This window comes from Corynebacterium renale (genome assembly GCF_002563965.1).
Classification (GTDB): domain Bacteria; phylum Actinomycetota; class Actinomycetes; order Mycobacteriales; family Mycobacteriaceae; genus Corynebacterium; species Corynebacterium renale.
On sequence record NZ_PDJF01000001.1, the window covers coordinates 471,066 to 485,334 of the forward strand.

General features: G+C 57.8%; 20 protein-coding genes and 1 pseudogene. All 21 read right to left on the minus strand.

Features of this window, described 5'->3' with window-relative positions; translation table 11 throughout:
• Window positions 1–4 precede the first annotated feature (4 nt).
• Complete coding sequence (locus ATK06_RS11385; RefSeq protein WP_231913576.1) at window positions 5–220, minus strand: hypothetical protein; 216 nt, start codon at window positions 218–220, stop codon at window positions 5–7.
• A 173-nt stretch (window positions 221–393) separates the two neighbouring features.
• Complete coding sequence (locus ATK06_RS02245; protein WP_098388769.1) at window positions 394–801, minus strand: hypothetical protein; 408 nt, start codon at window positions 799–801, stop codon at window positions 394–396.
• 123 nt (window positions 802–924) lie between these two features.
• Window positions 925–1,479, minus strand: coding sequence for a hypothetical protein (locus ATK06_RS02250; RefSeq protein ID WP_048378887.1), 555 nt, complete (start codon window positions 1,477–1,479; stop codon window positions 925–927).
• Between the two features lie 12 nt (window positions 1,480–1,491).
• Window positions 1,492–1,950: a hypothetical protein gene (locus ATK06_RS02255; RefSeq protein ID WP_048378885.1), complete on the minus strand. Its 459-nt coding sequence runs from the start codon at window positions 1,948–1,950 to the stop codon at window positions 1,492–1,494.
• Between the two features lie 247 nt (window positions 1,951–2,197).
• On the minus strand, window positions 2,198–2,398 hold the full coding sequence (locus ATK06_RS11025) for a hypothetical protein (protein ID WP_143341374.1): 201 nt from the start codon (window positions 2,396–2,398) through the stop codon (window positions 2,198–2,200).
• Complete coding sequence (locus ATK06_RS02265; RefSeq protein WP_048378883.1) at window positions 2,395–2,745, minus strand: hypothetical protein; 351 nt, start codon at window positions 2,743–2,745, stop codon at window positions 2,395–2,397. The genes ATK06_RS11025 and ATK06_RS02265 overlap by 4 nt, the downstream gene beginning before the upstream one ends.
• Window positions 2,739–3,161, minus strand: a complete 423-nt coding sequence (locus ATK06_RS02270) for a hypothetical protein (RefSeq protein WP_048378881.1) — start codon at window positions 3,159–3,161, stop codon at window positions 2,739–2,741. Before ATK06_RS02270 ends, ATK06_RS02265 begins: the two co-directional genes overlap by 7 nt.
• A 20-nt stretch (window positions 3,162–3,181) precedes the next feature.
• The gene (locus ATK06_RS02275; RefSeq protein WP_143341375.1) at window positions 3,182–3,484 is read right to left on the minus strand and encodes a hypothetical protein; all 303 of its coding nucleotides are present in this window, start codon (window positions 3,482–3,484) and stop codon (window positions 3,182–3,184) included.
• Window positions 3,485–3,493: 9 nt separating this feature from the next.
• A complete protein-coding gene (locus ATK06_RS02280) occupies window positions 3,494–4,462 on the minus strand; it encodes a major capsid protein (RefSeq protein ID WP_098388770.1) in 969 nt (322 codons plus the stop codon).
• A gap of 19 nt (window positions 4,463–4,481) precedes the next feature.
• Window positions 4,482–5,126 carry a capsid assembly scaffolding protein Gp46 family protein gene (locus ATK06_RS02285; protein ID WP_098388771.1) on the minus strand — a complete coding sequence of 215 codons (645 nt, stop codon included), beginning with the start codon at window positions 5,124–5,126 and terminating at the stop codon, window positions 4,482–4,484.
• Between the two features lie 87 nt (window positions 5,127–5,213).
• The gene (locus ATK06_RS02290) at window positions 5,214–5,408 is read right to left on the minus strand and encodes a hypothetical protein (protein WP_048378878.1); all 195 of its coding nucleotides are present in this window, start codon (window positions 5,406–5,408) and stop codon (window positions 5,214–5,216) included.
• A gap of 5 nt (window positions 5,409–5,413) precedes the next feature.
• The gene (locus tag ATK06_RS02295) at window positions 5,414–7,204 is read right to left on the minus strand and encodes a hypothetical protein (RefSeq protein ID WP_053072575.1); all 1,791 of its coding nucleotides are present in this window, start codon (window positions 7,202–7,204) and stop codon (window positions 5,414–5,416) included.
• Window positions 7,205–7,223: 19 nt separating this feature from the next.
• The gene (locus ATK06_RS02300) at window positions 7,224–8,576 is read right to left on the minus strand and encodes a phage portal protein (protein WP_098388772.1); all 1,353 of its coding nucleotides are present in this window, start codon (window positions 8,574–8,576) and stop codon (window positions 7,224–7,226) included.
• 6 nt (window positions 8,577–8,582) lie between these two features.
• Window positions 8,583–9,197, minus strand: coding sequence for a terminase TerL endonuclease subunit (locus ATK06_RS02305; protein WP_048378876.1), 615 nt, complete (start codon window positions 9,195–9,197; stop codon window positions 8,583–8,585).
• Window positions 9,169–10,230: a hypothetical protein gene (locus ATK06_RS02310; protein ID WP_048378874.1), complete on the minus strand. Its 1,062-nt coding sequence runs from the start codon at window positions 10,228–10,230 to the stop codon at window positions 9,169–9,171. The genes ATK06_RS02305 and ATK06_RS02310 overlap by 29 nt, the downstream gene beginning before the upstream one ends.
• A 3-nt stretch (window positions 10,231–10,233) precedes the next feature.
• Window positions 10,234–10,515 (minus strand): hypothetical protein, encoded by a 282-nt coding sequence (locus tag ATK06_RS11390; RefSeq protein ID WP_231913575.1) that lies wholly within the window; start codon window positions 10,513–10,515, stop codon window positions 10,234–10,236.
• Between the two features lie 258 nt (window positions 10,516–10,773).
• Window positions 10,774–11,166: a hypothetical protein gene (locus tag ATK06_RS11030; RefSeq protein ID WP_143341376.1), complete on the minus strand. Its 393-nt coding sequence runs from the start codon at window positions 11,164–11,166 to the stop codon at window positions 10,774–10,776.
• 12 nt (window positions 11,167–11,178) lie between these two features.
• A complete protein-coding gene (locus ATK06_RS11480; RefSeq protein WP_428839365.1) occupies window positions 11,179–11,703 on the minus strand; it encodes a phage antirepressor KilAC domain-containing protein in 525 nt (174 codons plus the stop codon).
• A gap of 39 nt (window positions 11,704–11,742) precedes the next feature.
• Window positions 11,743–11,960, minus strand: a pseudogene (locus ATK06_RS11400) (BRO-N domain-containing protein); the annotation flags it as partial.
• Between the two features lie 158 nt (window positions 11,961–12,118).
• Window positions 12,119–12,706, minus strand: coding sequence for a MerR family transcriptional regulator (locus tag ATK06_RS02325; protein ID WP_048378867.1), 588 nt, complete (start codon window positions 12,704–12,706; stop codon window positions 12,119–12,121).
• Window positions 12,707–12,708: 2 nt separating this feature from the next.
• The gene (locus ATK06_RS02330; RefSeq protein ID WP_098388773.1) at window positions 12,709–13,833 is read right to left on the minus strand and encodes a TraB/TrbI/VirB10 family type IV secretion system protein; all 1,125 of its coding nucleotides are present in this window, start codon (window positions 13,831–13,833) and stop codon (window positions 12,709–12,711) included.
• Window positions 13,834–14,269 lie beyond the last annotated feature (436 nt).

Below are 14,269 nucleotides of genomic sequence, written 5' to 3' on the forward strand. Positions count from 1 at the left end.
CCTCCTAGGAGTCGTTGGTTTGGCCACGCATCTGACGCAGCTGGGCAATAGAAATCCGTTTCTTTTTCACCGGACGCGCGGACCGGTCCTCTAGCCCCTTGACAAGTGCGGCCATCAACGCCTCCTGGCGTGCCGGTGGCCGTTGTGCCACCGGCCAAATCACAGGCTTATCCGGGGGCTTTACCCCGGCGCGTTTGCGTTCGGCGCGTTGTTTTTTCACCTCAGGGTCATCAGGGTCGGTGATCCATGAGGTGTATTCGGATTGCAGCCAGTAGTCGAGGCGGTCGACCAGTAGGGCGAGGTTTTCCTCAGTGTGTGTCCAGGACGGTTGGAGGCCGTCGATAAATGCTGCGAGGTCTCGGTGGTCGATGCTGTGGAATGCGTGGCGGAAGCTTAGTCCGTATTGTTGCTGGAATCCGCGGGTAAGTTCGGCAGGGTCGTAGTGCCGACGGGTCCAGGCAAAAAATCTCCGCTCCCTTCACGCAGACCGGCGAGCTTGCCGATGGCCACTAGGATGCGAGAGACCTCGACCTGGGAGAGTTGGAGGATTTCGTCGACGAATTCGGCGATGACCTTCTTCGGAGAGTCGGACAGTAGCTTGATTTGGTCGATAATCCAGGCACGCTGGTCTGTGGCCTGTGCGAGGTGTGACGGTTCGTAGAAGCTCATGTACGTGGAGACTTCAGCGCCTGTGAAGCGTCGTTTGATGCTGATGATTTTGCCCTTGAGGGTGATTTCTTGGGGTTCGCCTGCGTCGAATGCCAAGGCGAGGTCCATGAGGTCTAGTGGCTGTGTGCCCATAGTGTGTACTTCCTCTCGAGAGTGTGAAAATGGGTAAAGAAAACCCACCACTGTGTGTGGTGGGTATCGTGCGCGCCCAGGACTTACACCTGGGTGTGGGCTTACTCGCGCTCCAGCAGGGGTTTACTGCTGTGGGGCTTCAATGCCTTCGGGGAGTCCTGGCAGGATCTCAATCGGCTTGGCCAGGAAGGTCACGTCGAATTCCCAGCCGTCGATGTTGGTGCCGTCGAGGGCTGCGCGGACTGGTGGGCCGGCAAGGGTGGCGCGCTCGCAGAAGATTGCGGTCTTGTCTTCACCATCATCAAGGCGGACCAGCAGGGAGAATTCTTCGCCGAGGCCGCGTTCCATGCCGTAGTTTTCGCCGAGCTTGGTGATTTTTCCGCCCTGGGCGCGGGTGAGCAGGGTGGCCTTGGAGTTGTCCACGGCGCGGAACTTTATGCCGGATTCCAGTGGGTCGCGGGTGACCTTGTATGCGGACTGGCGGTAGTTCCACACCTTCTTCTTATCGACGCTTTGGTCGGCGGTCTCCTCGAAACCTGCTTCGATACCGCCGAAGGCATCAAAGTCGGCTAGTTTTGCTGCAAATGGGTCGGTAGGCAGCTTGGCGCCGGCTTTGCCTCGGAAGGCGTCACCGTCCATCCAGACATACGCCTTATTTGGGTCTGCGTAGTTAGACATACTGTTTTCTCCTTAGGTTTGAATGGTTGAGCGCCTGCGCAGGTGAACCGTAAACCGCACAGGGGCATAAAAAAGCGGCCTGTCATGGCCGCGTTCGGTGTCATAGAGTTGGATTGGCCCATCAAGCCACGAGGCTGTCCAGGCGTGATTGTCATCGAGAACAACGTTTCTGGTGCGCCCCAAGATTTCCCCGATGGTTGCCGCAAGGTTCCAGACTGTCACGTCTGGGTCTTCATCCAGGCCGGAGACATCACTATCGGGCGCCCATGGAGTGACTTGAACAATCAAGCGGCGCAGCATGGGGTCGTCGCCCTGGTGGCCGACCACAGCGACCAACACATGAGGTTTTAGTAGCGGGTCGGGCAGTACCCGAGTGCTGATTGTTCCACCATGCAGTAGCTCACCTACCGCAGGATGGTTGAGCAGGAACTCGCGGATTGCTCCAGGAACATAGGGCATAGGTTCACGCATTGGTTACCTCTTTCTGGGCCTCGTACCGGAGTACTTGCCGTACGCCATCGCGGCGTTAGTCAGTGTGGCCTGCGCCGGCATCTTTGAGGTCCCGTATTCCTTGTGGATTGCGGTCATATCATGGCTGATGACCTGTACCTGAGTGCCGTGGACTTCAACGTCGAAAGATGCCTGATACCGGCCAGTCAGTACATGGGCAGTATCAGCGGCATCGGCGGCAATCTTGTGGGCAATCTCTTCGCGGGCCTTAAGACTCTCGCTTCTGGTCTGCCTTCGTAGTGCCGCGGGAAACAGGCTTATCCTTGCTTTCGCCATCGGCCTTGTCTTCTTCCTGTTCTACGTGGTTATCCCGGTAGGTCTGTTTGGAGGCCGTGTAGAAGACGTTGCCGTCACTATCGGTGCCCTCGTACAGGTCACCAGCATTTTCCGTGTTTTTCTTCGTGGTCATTCTTTCTCCTTTGCTCGGCGGACTCTTACCGCCACATACTCTGCAGGTTTCCCAGGGATTCCCCTGGGGTATCCGTCTTGGATTGCTAGCCAGCGCTTACCATCTGGGGCGATGAACTCGTCGGTAGACAGCACATCGACCACCGGATGGAAAAGAACCAGCCGCTCGTCAATAGTCCCGGTCTGACTGACCTCTTTCTGCGCCGTTAACAACCGCTCCTGGACCAGGCCAGTACCAACGGTTTCTTCACGGCGTTTCCCTTTCGGGTTTCCTGTCAGCGGGTCCACGCCGGCAGCGCGCAGGCCAACATGAACCCATCCGGGTTGAAACAACAATCTGGTTACCATCGCCGATAACCTCGACTATCTTCAGGAAGCCAACGCGTACCCCCACGCGGGCGAATCGTGAACGCCGCCTGTGCTTGCTGTGGCACGATGACCATCAGCTCGTCCAACGTCAGGTACAGCAGACTTCCTTGTCCAGCCCCACCACCTTGTTCCCACTCCATGGAAATCTCCGGGTACGCAAGCTTGTCTAAGCCACCTCGCGTGGTCTTATCCACAGCTCGCGTTACGACGGCTTCCACGATGTCAGCGACAACAAGGGGATCTAACTGGCCAGACGCAATACGCTGCTCAATATTCGGGGCACGGGCTATGATCAGGCGCTCGGCCTGGTCAATCCACCGCCCGGCGCGCTGCAGGATTGCAGGTGTAGCGTCTGGCCAGATTTCTTCGGGGGATTCGGTGAGCCATTTAGGCATGATGTTTCCCCCTTTACTTGTTAGGCGTTGCTGGTGGTTTCGTGTGCGTCGACCATGGTGATGATCTGGTCGCGGGTCATGCCTGTTGGGTCCAGGCCTAAGACTCGGGCGTAGTCTTCCCAGGCTTTCTTTTTGGCTTGCGTTTCTGGGCGTGTGGCCACCGCGAGTTCTGCGGGTAGTTCCTCGGAGGTTGTGCCGTTGCCAATACCGAATCCGTTCCGCTTGTAGTACCAGAGGTTGCCCGGATTCGGGTCCTTGCATACACCTTCGACAAAGACGTCACCACCAATAACACCGCAGTAGTTGGTATTTGGTGCTGTCACGATCATTGGTTATGCCACCTTGACCTTGCGCAGCACACCGGCTGCCTTGGTCGCCTTGAGGGCCACGGCCACGGGGCCCATTTCGACTTCTCCGGTCTTGACTGCCCCGGAGGTGGTGAAGTCTGGCAGCCAGGTCTTCATCATTTCTCCAGAGGTCGTGGTGACACCGTGGAAGCCGTCCAGGCCGACGCGGACCGCGTAGATACTGGTTATGCCCTCGTCGACGGGGATAATCGGGTCGTTGGTTCCTGGCTTGTTGCCGGGGTCAACCAGGATGAGGTTGCCGTACTGTTCGCGCTCCACAGCGTGCCCGTTAGCGCCGAGTAGACCGTCGATGGGGTTGACGGTGTACATGGAAGCCCGGCGCGCTGCAGAACGGAGCTTGGCGAGAGCGCGCTGGTTAGCAAACAGCAAGGTTGGCGGGCCATCGAGCAGGCCCTGGAGTTCGTCGAGGTCGTCGAGGATGCCAAGGGCTGCGTCTGCGGTGGTGTAGGCGCTCCAGTCTTTGACGGTGGTGACCTCGGTTGCGGAGTTCAACAGTGCCTTAGATAGGCCGTCGAAGCCGTGGGCGTCGACAGCAGAGTCGCCGTTGATGACTGCATCGCAGAACTTGGTGGTGGTGGACTTGATGAGTTGGGACATCTGCAGGGCGATTTCATCGCTGGTTGCAGGGCCAAGGTGTGCGAGCTGGCGGTCAATCTGGAAGCTGCCACCGAGGACTTTGAGGTCTACGGAGTGCTTCGTGGTCTCTACTGCCTTAGGGCTGTATTCGGTGTTGAGCTCGCGGAAGTCCGCTCCACGCTGGGTAGACAGGCGGCGGTAGGAGTAGGTCATCGTCGCGCCGCCACCGGCAGGGTTAACGGCGGTGTCGAAGATGAGGTTGTCGAGGACAACGGAGTTCTTGCGGAACTCGTCGATGACGGTTGCATCGTAATCGTCTTGGGTGTTGAGCTTTGCCTGCTCGAGAGTAATAGCCATGTGCTACCACTTCCTTTCGTTATCGTTTGATATTCAGGCGGGCATCGGTTGCCTGCTGGAGTGTCATAGGGGCACCTGTTCGGCGCCCTCCTTGGGTTTGGGTTGGGTCAACGGGTTTGCGGTCGAAGCCGAGTGCTTCGGCCAAGGTTTTGGCGTCAGCGGCGAGTTCTTCTTCGGTCTCGCCGCGTAGTCGGTCCGCCATCTCGGCGGGGAGTTTCACGTCAGCAAGTACCTTGGCCACCATCTGCTGGCGCGCCTGTTGCTCTTGTGCTTGTTTCAGCGTGGCAATCTGTTCGTTGGCTTCGGCAAGTTGTGCTTGGGTGCGTTCCAACTCGGTCATGTTGGCTTGGTCAATCTCATCGATGCGGGCCTTGTACTCATCGCGGGCAGCTTCAGCCTCCTGCCGCTTATCGCGTTCCTTCGCAAGATCAGCGAGCACAGCGCGGAGGCCACCACGACGGTTAAGGTTATCATCCTCTCCATCATCGCTATCTGTCCCACCATCGGGACGAGTATCGGTTTCAGACTCATGATCTGACTGCGCAGCAGTTGTATCGTGCTGCGTGGACGCGAGGTCAGCGCTACCTTGAGGTGCTCCTGGTCCTTGGCCAGTATCGGCTTCGGCGGCAAACATCCGAACCCAGGGGCGTACATGGTTTTTCATGCTTATTTCTCCTTACATGCAAAAACCCACCAGCAAGGTGGGCATGAAAAAACCCACCACACAAGGTGATGGGTGCTTGGGGGGCTGTTAGAAAATTTCCCAATCGAACTCTTCGTCCTCGGGTGGCGATAACTCCGGACGATCTGTGCAGATGAGATAGCCCATCTGTGTATGAATTCGGGTCGTGTCTTCCGCTTCACTACGGGTCATCCGGTATTCTTTTTCAAATGCCGATACATGGGTTTCCCAGGTCGAGGCTTTAGGAGCTGATGTCACAATCATCGTTGTTACCTACTTCCTTTAAATAATTGGTTTAAAGCCTCATGGAGAACAGTGAAATCATCATCAGGCCACTGTTCTAAAGAATCTGAATATTCACTGCGCCTGTGCCTATTCAACAGAATCCCTAGTCTACGGTTTCCTGATTCTATAGTAACCCACTGTGCATAAGCGCGCGCAAAAATTTCCCGGTTACCCAACAAATAATCGTAATGACCTAATTCTTTGGCAGATAGAGCGCGTTCTTTACACTTCCGTAGTTCCCGGACGGTGACTGTTCCCGAGGCTACCCGAGCAAACCGCTCTAAGGATTTGCTATCGGGGAGCACAAATCGTTCGATATGATGCCCGACTTCGTGCAAGATTGTCAGTTCTTGGCCCTGTTTCGCCCCGTTGATGACAATCCAGCCCTGGTCAACTCTCGATCTGCCTCGAAGATTTCGGTTTTCAGCAGCTGTAAAATTACGCGGGTCCATCAAGGAAATTTTGATATCTGGGACCGGCACCTGCTTCCCATGAACCATCCGCGCAGCATTAAGCGCACGCCTCTTCCGATTCTTAAACTGCTTCTCGGTCGTAACAACCAGCTCACTGTAACTAGGATGCTGCCTAGAATCAGCACTCAGATCACGTCGATCACGCTCTGCCCCCATCTTCTTTTCGTACCGGGCGATCATCTTGGCAGTCGTACGATCACGTGCAGCAGCAACCTGCTCATCACGTGGAAACCACGAACGCTTCCCATCCAACTGCGGAGACGCATCCAAGAGGTACCCGTTGGCATGCAACATCGACAACGACCAATCAGGGTCACCCCCAGTAATCCGGTAAATCTCCTCCGGCATCAAACGAGGCCGCTGAGTCTGCATATACCGGCCACCGCGTTTGACCATCTTCTGGTTATACGACTGCCGCAAATACCTACTTGCCCATCCACGTACCGTCGTGCCCTCATCCGTAAACACCGGACGCGACCCAAACTTATCCGAAGCCTTCCTCATTCCCCGGCGCGCGTTGACGACCTGGGCGGGGTCTGCGCCGTCGCGGATGGCTTGGGCTCCGGCGCGGGTGAAGATTTTGTTTTGTTGTTGTTCGGTCAGGCTGGCGAAGTATTCGCCGGTGTCGAACATGTAGTTCTTTAGTTCGGGGTCGGTGTGTCGGTTGTTGTAGTCGGCAAACGGGACGGCGTCGCAGTCGCAGTTGGGGTGGCGGTCGAATCCGACGTTGATGCCGACTTTGCCTGCCAGGATTGCGCACCTGGCGCAGCATGGTGGGCGGACCACGCGGATCATGGCTGTTCCTGGTCTGGCTGTTGCTTGGACCATCTTGGCGGTTCGGGAGGTGTCTGCCAGAGCGGTTTGTGTTGCTTGGAAGAGCATGGCCCCGGCGTAGTTCCAGATTTGGTGTTTTTGGTAGTAGGTTGTCTCGGGGTTGTCTTGGGCATGGGTTACTCGTAGGGCCTGGGCGTAGGCTAAACCCATGACTGCTTGACCTGTTCCCGTTGCCCCGATGAACGCCTCGGGGTTAGCGGTTAGGCCTGTGGGGCCGGTGTAGCCTTGCTCAGCTAATTGGATGTCAACTGTTTCTGCCGCAATGTCGACGAGTTCTGCTTGAGCTTCTTCGACGAGGTCTGTGTAGACGTCGGCGTAGGTGTTAAACCAGATATAGGCGGGGACCATCGTCTGTGGCCACATCGCCAGGATTGCTTTTTCGACTCTGCGCATGACTGCAATTCGGCGCTTGGCGGCTTGCCGGGCCGAATATGGGAGGCGTTCCCATTGATTGACTGTTGTTGGCATTGGCCATCACCTGCCTTATTTAGGTCACGTCGGTCGACTGTGCGCCTGTGATATCGCGTTGGATCCGCGGCAGTGCCTCGGCGAGCCCCATTTCTTCCTGTGCCAGCCACTGGAGTTCTTTATCAATACGTGCCTGGGTAAACCCAAGCTCGAGCAGCGCGCCACGGACCGAGAGCACTGGCTTACCGCCAGTCTTCTTCGAGAGCGCGTCCGCACGCTGTGCTTCCGTTGGGGTTCCTGGGTCGTGCCACAAAATGGAGATCTTGCCGTCAGATTCCCAGGTATGGCGCCGAATACGCTCAGCCACCCCAAGCGACCACCCCAGGGCTGCACCGATGGAACGGCCTATGCGCTCAACCTGTTTGACCAGGCGGGACTCGTCAGCGCGGATAGAGCCCTCGGCAGCAGGATTGGCCGTGTTTTGGCCCATCATGCGCACCGGAAGACCCGTCACCGTGGCTGCCTGCTCGGCCAGCATCGTGATTGTTTTGTGGAAGCCTGCCAGGTCCGCTCCTGGTAGCTGTTTGACGTCAGCGCCCTTGGTAGAGATAGCCCAGACTGACCCCAGGTAGGTGTCCCAGTCATCAACCGGGTTACCGAACTCGTCCTGGAAATCCGTACGAGCCACACCAAGAGCAATCTTCTGCGGCGTGGAGACCGTTTCCATGGCCATCTGTAACTGCAGCATGACACGGCCTGCCATATTCACCAACGGTTTGAGGTCAGAGAACTGTGTTTCACCGGCCCACACATCATCAGAGGTGTCTTGGTTAAACGCCATGACAATCGGCACACGACCTAAACCATGCTCGATGCGCTCAGTGGCCTCCCACTTACCTACCCGGCGCGAAATCAGGACGGTTTCGTTGGGCAGGTAGAGGGTCATGTGTTCTGCGTGGCCGGTTTCTGCGCGGTAGATGCGCAGTGCTGCGGTTGTGTTTCGGGTTAGAGGGTCGACGATGGTGGCGAGGTTTTTGGGGGATTCGATGCGGATGCGGGGGCGTCCGCCGTCGGGGTCTGCTGCGACGGAGAGTGCGCAGCGTCCGAGGACGATGAAGTCTCGGATGAGTAAGGGTAGTGAGGCGTCGAGGTCGTTGCTTTCCCAGTCTTCGCGGAGTTCGGCGTCTTCGCTGGTTTCTCCAGAGCGGAGGATCATGCGGACTTCCATGCGTTCGGAGAGCACGGAGGCGTAAGTGCGGCACCAGTTCAGGGGGAATGCGAAGGGTTGGACGTCGGGCGGGACAGAAATACCGAGGTTTCCAATGTCTTGGATTCCTCGGTAGTAGCGTTCGTTTTCCCGGTCTGCGGGTTTGGCGTGTTGGATTTTGCGGAAGAGTTGCTCCAGGAGCCGTTGTTCGTCGTCTGTGAGCACAGGGGTTTACCTCCTTCGGCGTCCGAATACGATGACTGCTGATTGTTGGGTGCTTGCCCAGCCTGCTGCGTGGGCGTCCATGGCTGCTTCGTGGGCGACTACGGAGGCCATTGCGGCATCTATTTTTTGGTGGTCTGTGGGTTTTCCCAGGATGTACTGTTGGCCTGGTTTGGCCACGCGTTTGGCGTTGGCTACGGCCATTGCGGTTAGTGGGCAGCCGTCGTGTCGGATCCGGCCTGTCGATAGGTCAATCTCGAAGCGAGAGAGGGCTGCGCACATGCGTCTGATGGAGTTGGTGGGCCATTCAAAGACTGTTTCACTGCCGTGGGCTAGTGCCCAGTCGCCTATCTCGGAGCGCCAGTCTTGTGGGTCGCAGTACATGCGCTCGACGTTGTAGCGGTCGAAGATTTCATCGACTGCTGCCATGACCTCGCCGCGGGGGATACGTCCGCCCCATTGGGCGGGGTTCCAGATGGTGGGGCGTTTGTCGGGGCCGTAGCGTGGGGTGAATTGGAAGCCGTCGGAGGTTTCTGCTCGCAGAGCGGTGAAGTCGTTGACTTCGGAGCCGTCAAAGCCTAGGCAGATGCTGGTGTTATTCGGCGGATTGTTCAGCCATTCCATATGCGTCCTCCCACAGTCCAGCTGGCAGCCATGTGCCAGAGGCGTACGTTGACCGATTCCCGAAGAACCTTTCGGCTTGCTCCGGGTCGCGGTGATTTAGTTCTGAGGCTTCTGCTTCAATCGAGTCGAGGTTGACCCATGGAGTACCCATGTAGACGTACTCCAGGATTTGGCGCCGCTCACTGGCTACCTGCCACCGCAGATCTGCTGGCGGTTGTGGGTAGAAGCGAAAGACGTCATCAACCGGGGACTCGTAGGTCTGTTGGGCTACCGAGTTGATTGCCGTATCCCAGGCGTTCGTGGTCTCGATAGAGCGTCCCGACATACCCGCCAGGCCACGGCGCTGGTTATCGGCCAGTTTTGTCATTCGATTCGTTGCCGTCCACAGGCCGGTCTCGTCCTGGATGACGAAACTGACAGGGTTGCCGACCTTGGAGTCTGCTGAGGCGGTGACGACGTCGATACGGTCCGCATCTTCGCCGCCCTCGTGGCCCAGGACCCTGACGAACGTGCCAAGGTCCTTTAACAGCCACTGCAACGGGCCCAGACGAATCATGGACCGCAGCGGGCGGTAGGTGTTGTCTGTCTGGTCTTCACTAGTTGCCGTAATCTGCAGAAGTGGCGACGGGTGAGGCCTGCCCATCGGTTCGCCTTCCATGTATTGGAATTCAAACCCACACGGACAACCCCAATCGGCACACCTGTAGGCATCACCAGCCTGAGCAAACCCGCAGAACTCCGCAGGCCCTACAGCCTGCAGCGCACACATCGTTGCCGCCCATGGACCTTTACCCATCTTCTGGGGCAGAACAACCTGCATACGACGGTAACGAAACGCCTGGTTACCTAACGGTTTGCCGTCCCACTTCAACCCGGCGCGAATCTCGCCAAATTTCGCTGCGCACCAGAACTGCCAGTCTGACCACCTCATAGGTTCGCCACGAAGGTAGCCGTCTGGGACGCGGCAGTGTGCTTGGACCCAGGCGTCCCAGAGATCGCCAAGGGTAGGGAAATCAACTTTCCATTCAGGCAATGCTTATTCGCGGAGTCGGCGGCGGATTTGCACCACGTTTTGTCCGGGTTGGGAAGCGGTCGACTCCGCCTCCTCCATCTCGGTATCGGCGCTAATCTCCCACCCGTTCTCACGAAGCCCAGCCGGGGTTAACCCAATAGCATCGGCCAAGCGCATCGTTTGTGTCATCGTCGACGGGGACGCATCAGGTTGTTCACTTTTGACCGCCCAGTGGACGTAGTGGGCAATCATCAACCACTGCCAGGGCTGTTCAGCCCATGCGACAGCTTGCGGATAGCGCCACACTTTCTTCCATAAGGCGACCTCTCGGTTCGGCTTTTTCGGTAGCGGCCAAGCGGGTATCTTCCCCGTGTACCCGCTTGTTGGTAGCCGTCGTAGTGAACTTGTAATTCCGCGTTGCGCGGAGCGTTTCGACGTCGGATCAGGGCGCGGCCCGGACCGACTTCGGGCACCACCAGAACCCATGTTTTCACCCTCCTACCTGGTTTTTTGAACCCTAAAAACTTCTTGGCGCCCTCCCCCACGGCTCAGGTCAGGTGGGGTTTAGGGGGTCTCCCCCACCCCGACGAGACGGCGGTCCCTCTGACGGTTCCGAGACTCAAGACCGTGCCGGGAATTACACGACCGGCACAGCACGGTGAGGGGTTGGTCAGCGTCGCCGCCCAGGACGAGGGCGTGTGAATGCTGGGCGGTGAGATCGGTCGCGGGGTGTGGCGGGCGACCGTATCCGGGGCAGATGTTTCCGAAGCGTTGCCGCCACTGTTCAACTGCGTCGGCGCGACGGCGCTTCTCTTGGCTACGTGCCCCAAGGATCTTTGTTGGGACTGTCTCGCGCTGGTGCTTGTCGCTTAATGCGGAATGCTCCCGGCAGAAGCCTCGCGCATGTGTTGGACGTGGGCAGCCGGGGACAGCGCAGACAGTGTTCGCGCGTGCCATGGTGACCACCTCCTACGTATGCGTTAGTTCTAGTTGGCCATCATAGCTTGATTCCTGCCCAAGGAACTTATCGATGAAGTACCGCTGCCCCTTGCCTGTCACCTTCGGTGTCTTCGACACCGTCACATGACCATCAGCGTGAGTCACGGCGGTCTCCTTGATCTGGAACAGGCCAAGGTCCATCGACCGTTGCGTGGGCATATTCCAGTCTTGGCCACGCCTTGAGATCAAGAACTTGTTATCGCGAAGCCAGGCAAAGAGCCGGTTAGCTCCGATATCAACGCCATTGCCACGCAGAATCTTCGCCAAATCACCAACCAGGATTGTGCTTGACGACGTGGCCACCGCGTCCGCAAACACAGTCTTAGGACGGTCACGCTCAATCTTGGCGGCCAACGCCTTGGACTTCTCCTGCTCCGCCTTGAGATTCTGCGCCAACTGAATCAACGTGTCCGGATTCAGCAGCACGTCCTCAAGCTTCGACGGGGTCAGGTAGCCGCCGTGCTTGCGTATCGACGGCAGCACTTCCTCGAACACGACGCGCTCGAATTCCTGGGCAGTCTCCAGGTCGCTACCAACGATGAGCCGGTACAGGTCCGGTTCACCAATGACGCGCACGCTTTGAACCCCTTGCAATGACGCTTGATGGCATTGGTCGGGTCCTTATACCCAAGAGCAACCGCCACATCACGGGCCACCCACAGCGGGACGTCCGGGTTAGTGGCGATCACACGCACCGTGTTGCCCTGGAAGTCGAATGGTGTAATCTGGCCTTGGCTCTCATGCTTGCTCATGAGGGCCTCCTTTCTTTTGCAGGAACGACAAAACCCCAGTGCCGCGATAAGCAGCGCTGGGGTTTCGGGGTGAAGAATGACGAAAGGCCCGCCAGGGGATAACTTCCCTGGGGGCCTAACTCTTTCACCACGAGCATAACACACAGGGTGTTGCACACCTAGAACCCCAGTTCATGACACCTTTCTAAAACATCAGCAAGCCGGACTAGGGTGCGACCATCGGCAGTGTTTTCAGAAGGAATCTTCCCGGCTTTCGCCCACCGCGAGACCGTCGAGTAATGAACCTTCCTACCCAGGTGTACCGCCCACGAAGCAACCTCACGAACACCCCCAACCTCAGGTGGCATATGGCCAACACCATCAGACGGGGCAACCACATCACCGACCACCAGCGCCAGGGCAGCAACCTCATCACAGCACCTCGACGCCCACGGCTGCGACGCAACCACCCCAGCCAACTCGCCGAGAACAGCCACAGCGTCCACACCATGCCAAGGGCCAGGAGTCGGGACACCCGACACGGATAACGCCATGACCACCCACCGCGATAACGTGTCCTCCACCTGACACTTCAAATCAAGCAACGGCACACTCAACGGCGGACGCGAACCCGGCGCACCACCGCGAACGCCACCATCAGACTTACTCGACGAACTCGGCACCAACAGCTCATCAAGGACAGGCAGATACCGCTCCAACTTCCCTAATGATTTACGCAGATAATCCTCAACAGAAAGAGAATCCATAACTACTTAGTTCCTCTCCTGCCCCTGCGCCTACGGCGCTTGCCTTTCCTTCCAGGCCCGACCAGATCCGACCCGACCCGACCCGACCCGTACAACCCCGGTTCGTCACCCTGGCTACCCGTAATATCCAACGGATATCCGTTTGGATTTTTCTCAAGAGCAGACGCGTCTTCCGCGTGTGGGTCTGCTGCACTCCCAGGCTGCGCTCCACCACCAAGTGGGTCTGCTGCACTCCCAGGCTGCGCTCCACCACCAAGTGGGTCTGCTGCACTCCCAGGCTGCGCTCCACCACTACGCGGATCTGACGTCATCCAGTCGGGCATCTCATCTGCTAAACGCGCCATCTCGGCACGCTCCGCTTCATTCGGCTTCGCCCACTCCGGGGCGCCCTCATAGGGATCTACTTCACGGGGCTGTTCTTCCTTTTCGTCTTTGTCGATGGGTAATTCTTGTTGAGCAGGGGTAATGCTTACCCCATTTGCTTGCGACCACTCGTGGTTATTAATCCACTTAATGGTCTGCGGACGATACCACGGATCCGTAGGCACAGGACGAAGGACAAAGTTTTTACCCTCACCGTCTTTGCGCGCCGAGTTGCATGCCCTGCACGAGACCACCAGCGTGTCGACAGTCGACTCTTCGTGACCGTTAAGGCTATCGATTGTGCCGCCACGGGCAGATTTATGGTCGTTGAAGTTCAGTGTCTTCCCGCACCAGCGGCACTGGTCACCATCGCGGACCCTTACGGGGATCGAGAGCTCGGGGTTACGACGGTCACGCTGCCGGTCACGGTCGAGCTCGACTTCAGCCTTCGACCGCATGTGGACGAATTCTTCATCGTTCTCCAGTGCATACAGCCACCGGCTCGTAGCCTCATCCTTGTGATTTTTGACCAGTCCTGCTTCACGCAAGACGTCCAGGAGTCGAGTCTCATGGCCAGGGGCAAACTGACCGACAAGACCAGGCTCCACCACATAATCAGTGAGATGGGCTGCCGAGACAGTCGCCATGGAGATAAATAGCCCAAAGGCCTCATTTTTCAGGGCGTGGTCATATTCGCATGCTTCCAGCAGGCGAGACATCAACGGGTGCGTCACAATATTGTCGCCAACTCGAAGCCATGCCATGACCTTCTCCTTTCTTACGGGTTACTCATCGAAATGGGTAGGAAACGGGTGATTGTCCCTGCGAGGTTGCCGGGGCTTTTGTGCTGGTGGTCTGTGATTGCCAGGCCAACACTTGTTGCACAGGCCTTGGCCAACATGACGAAGCGCTGTTGTGGGATACATGCGCATGGCACCCCACCCGCCTTGTGGCGCCATCTGGTGGCCACACACCAAGCAGCGGTCCTGGAGGATCTTGCCCTCACTGGGCACACCTACATCGGAATACCGTGCCGCCATCACCCCATCAACCGGCAACCGCGACACTTCCATATCGGACAGCGCAGACTCGCACGCCTCAAGCAAGGGACACCGCAGGCATTCCGCCCGAGCGCGAGCATGACGGTAAGCAACACGAGCGGATGACTCACCAGGCTGGGCCGATTCCCACAAGCGCACA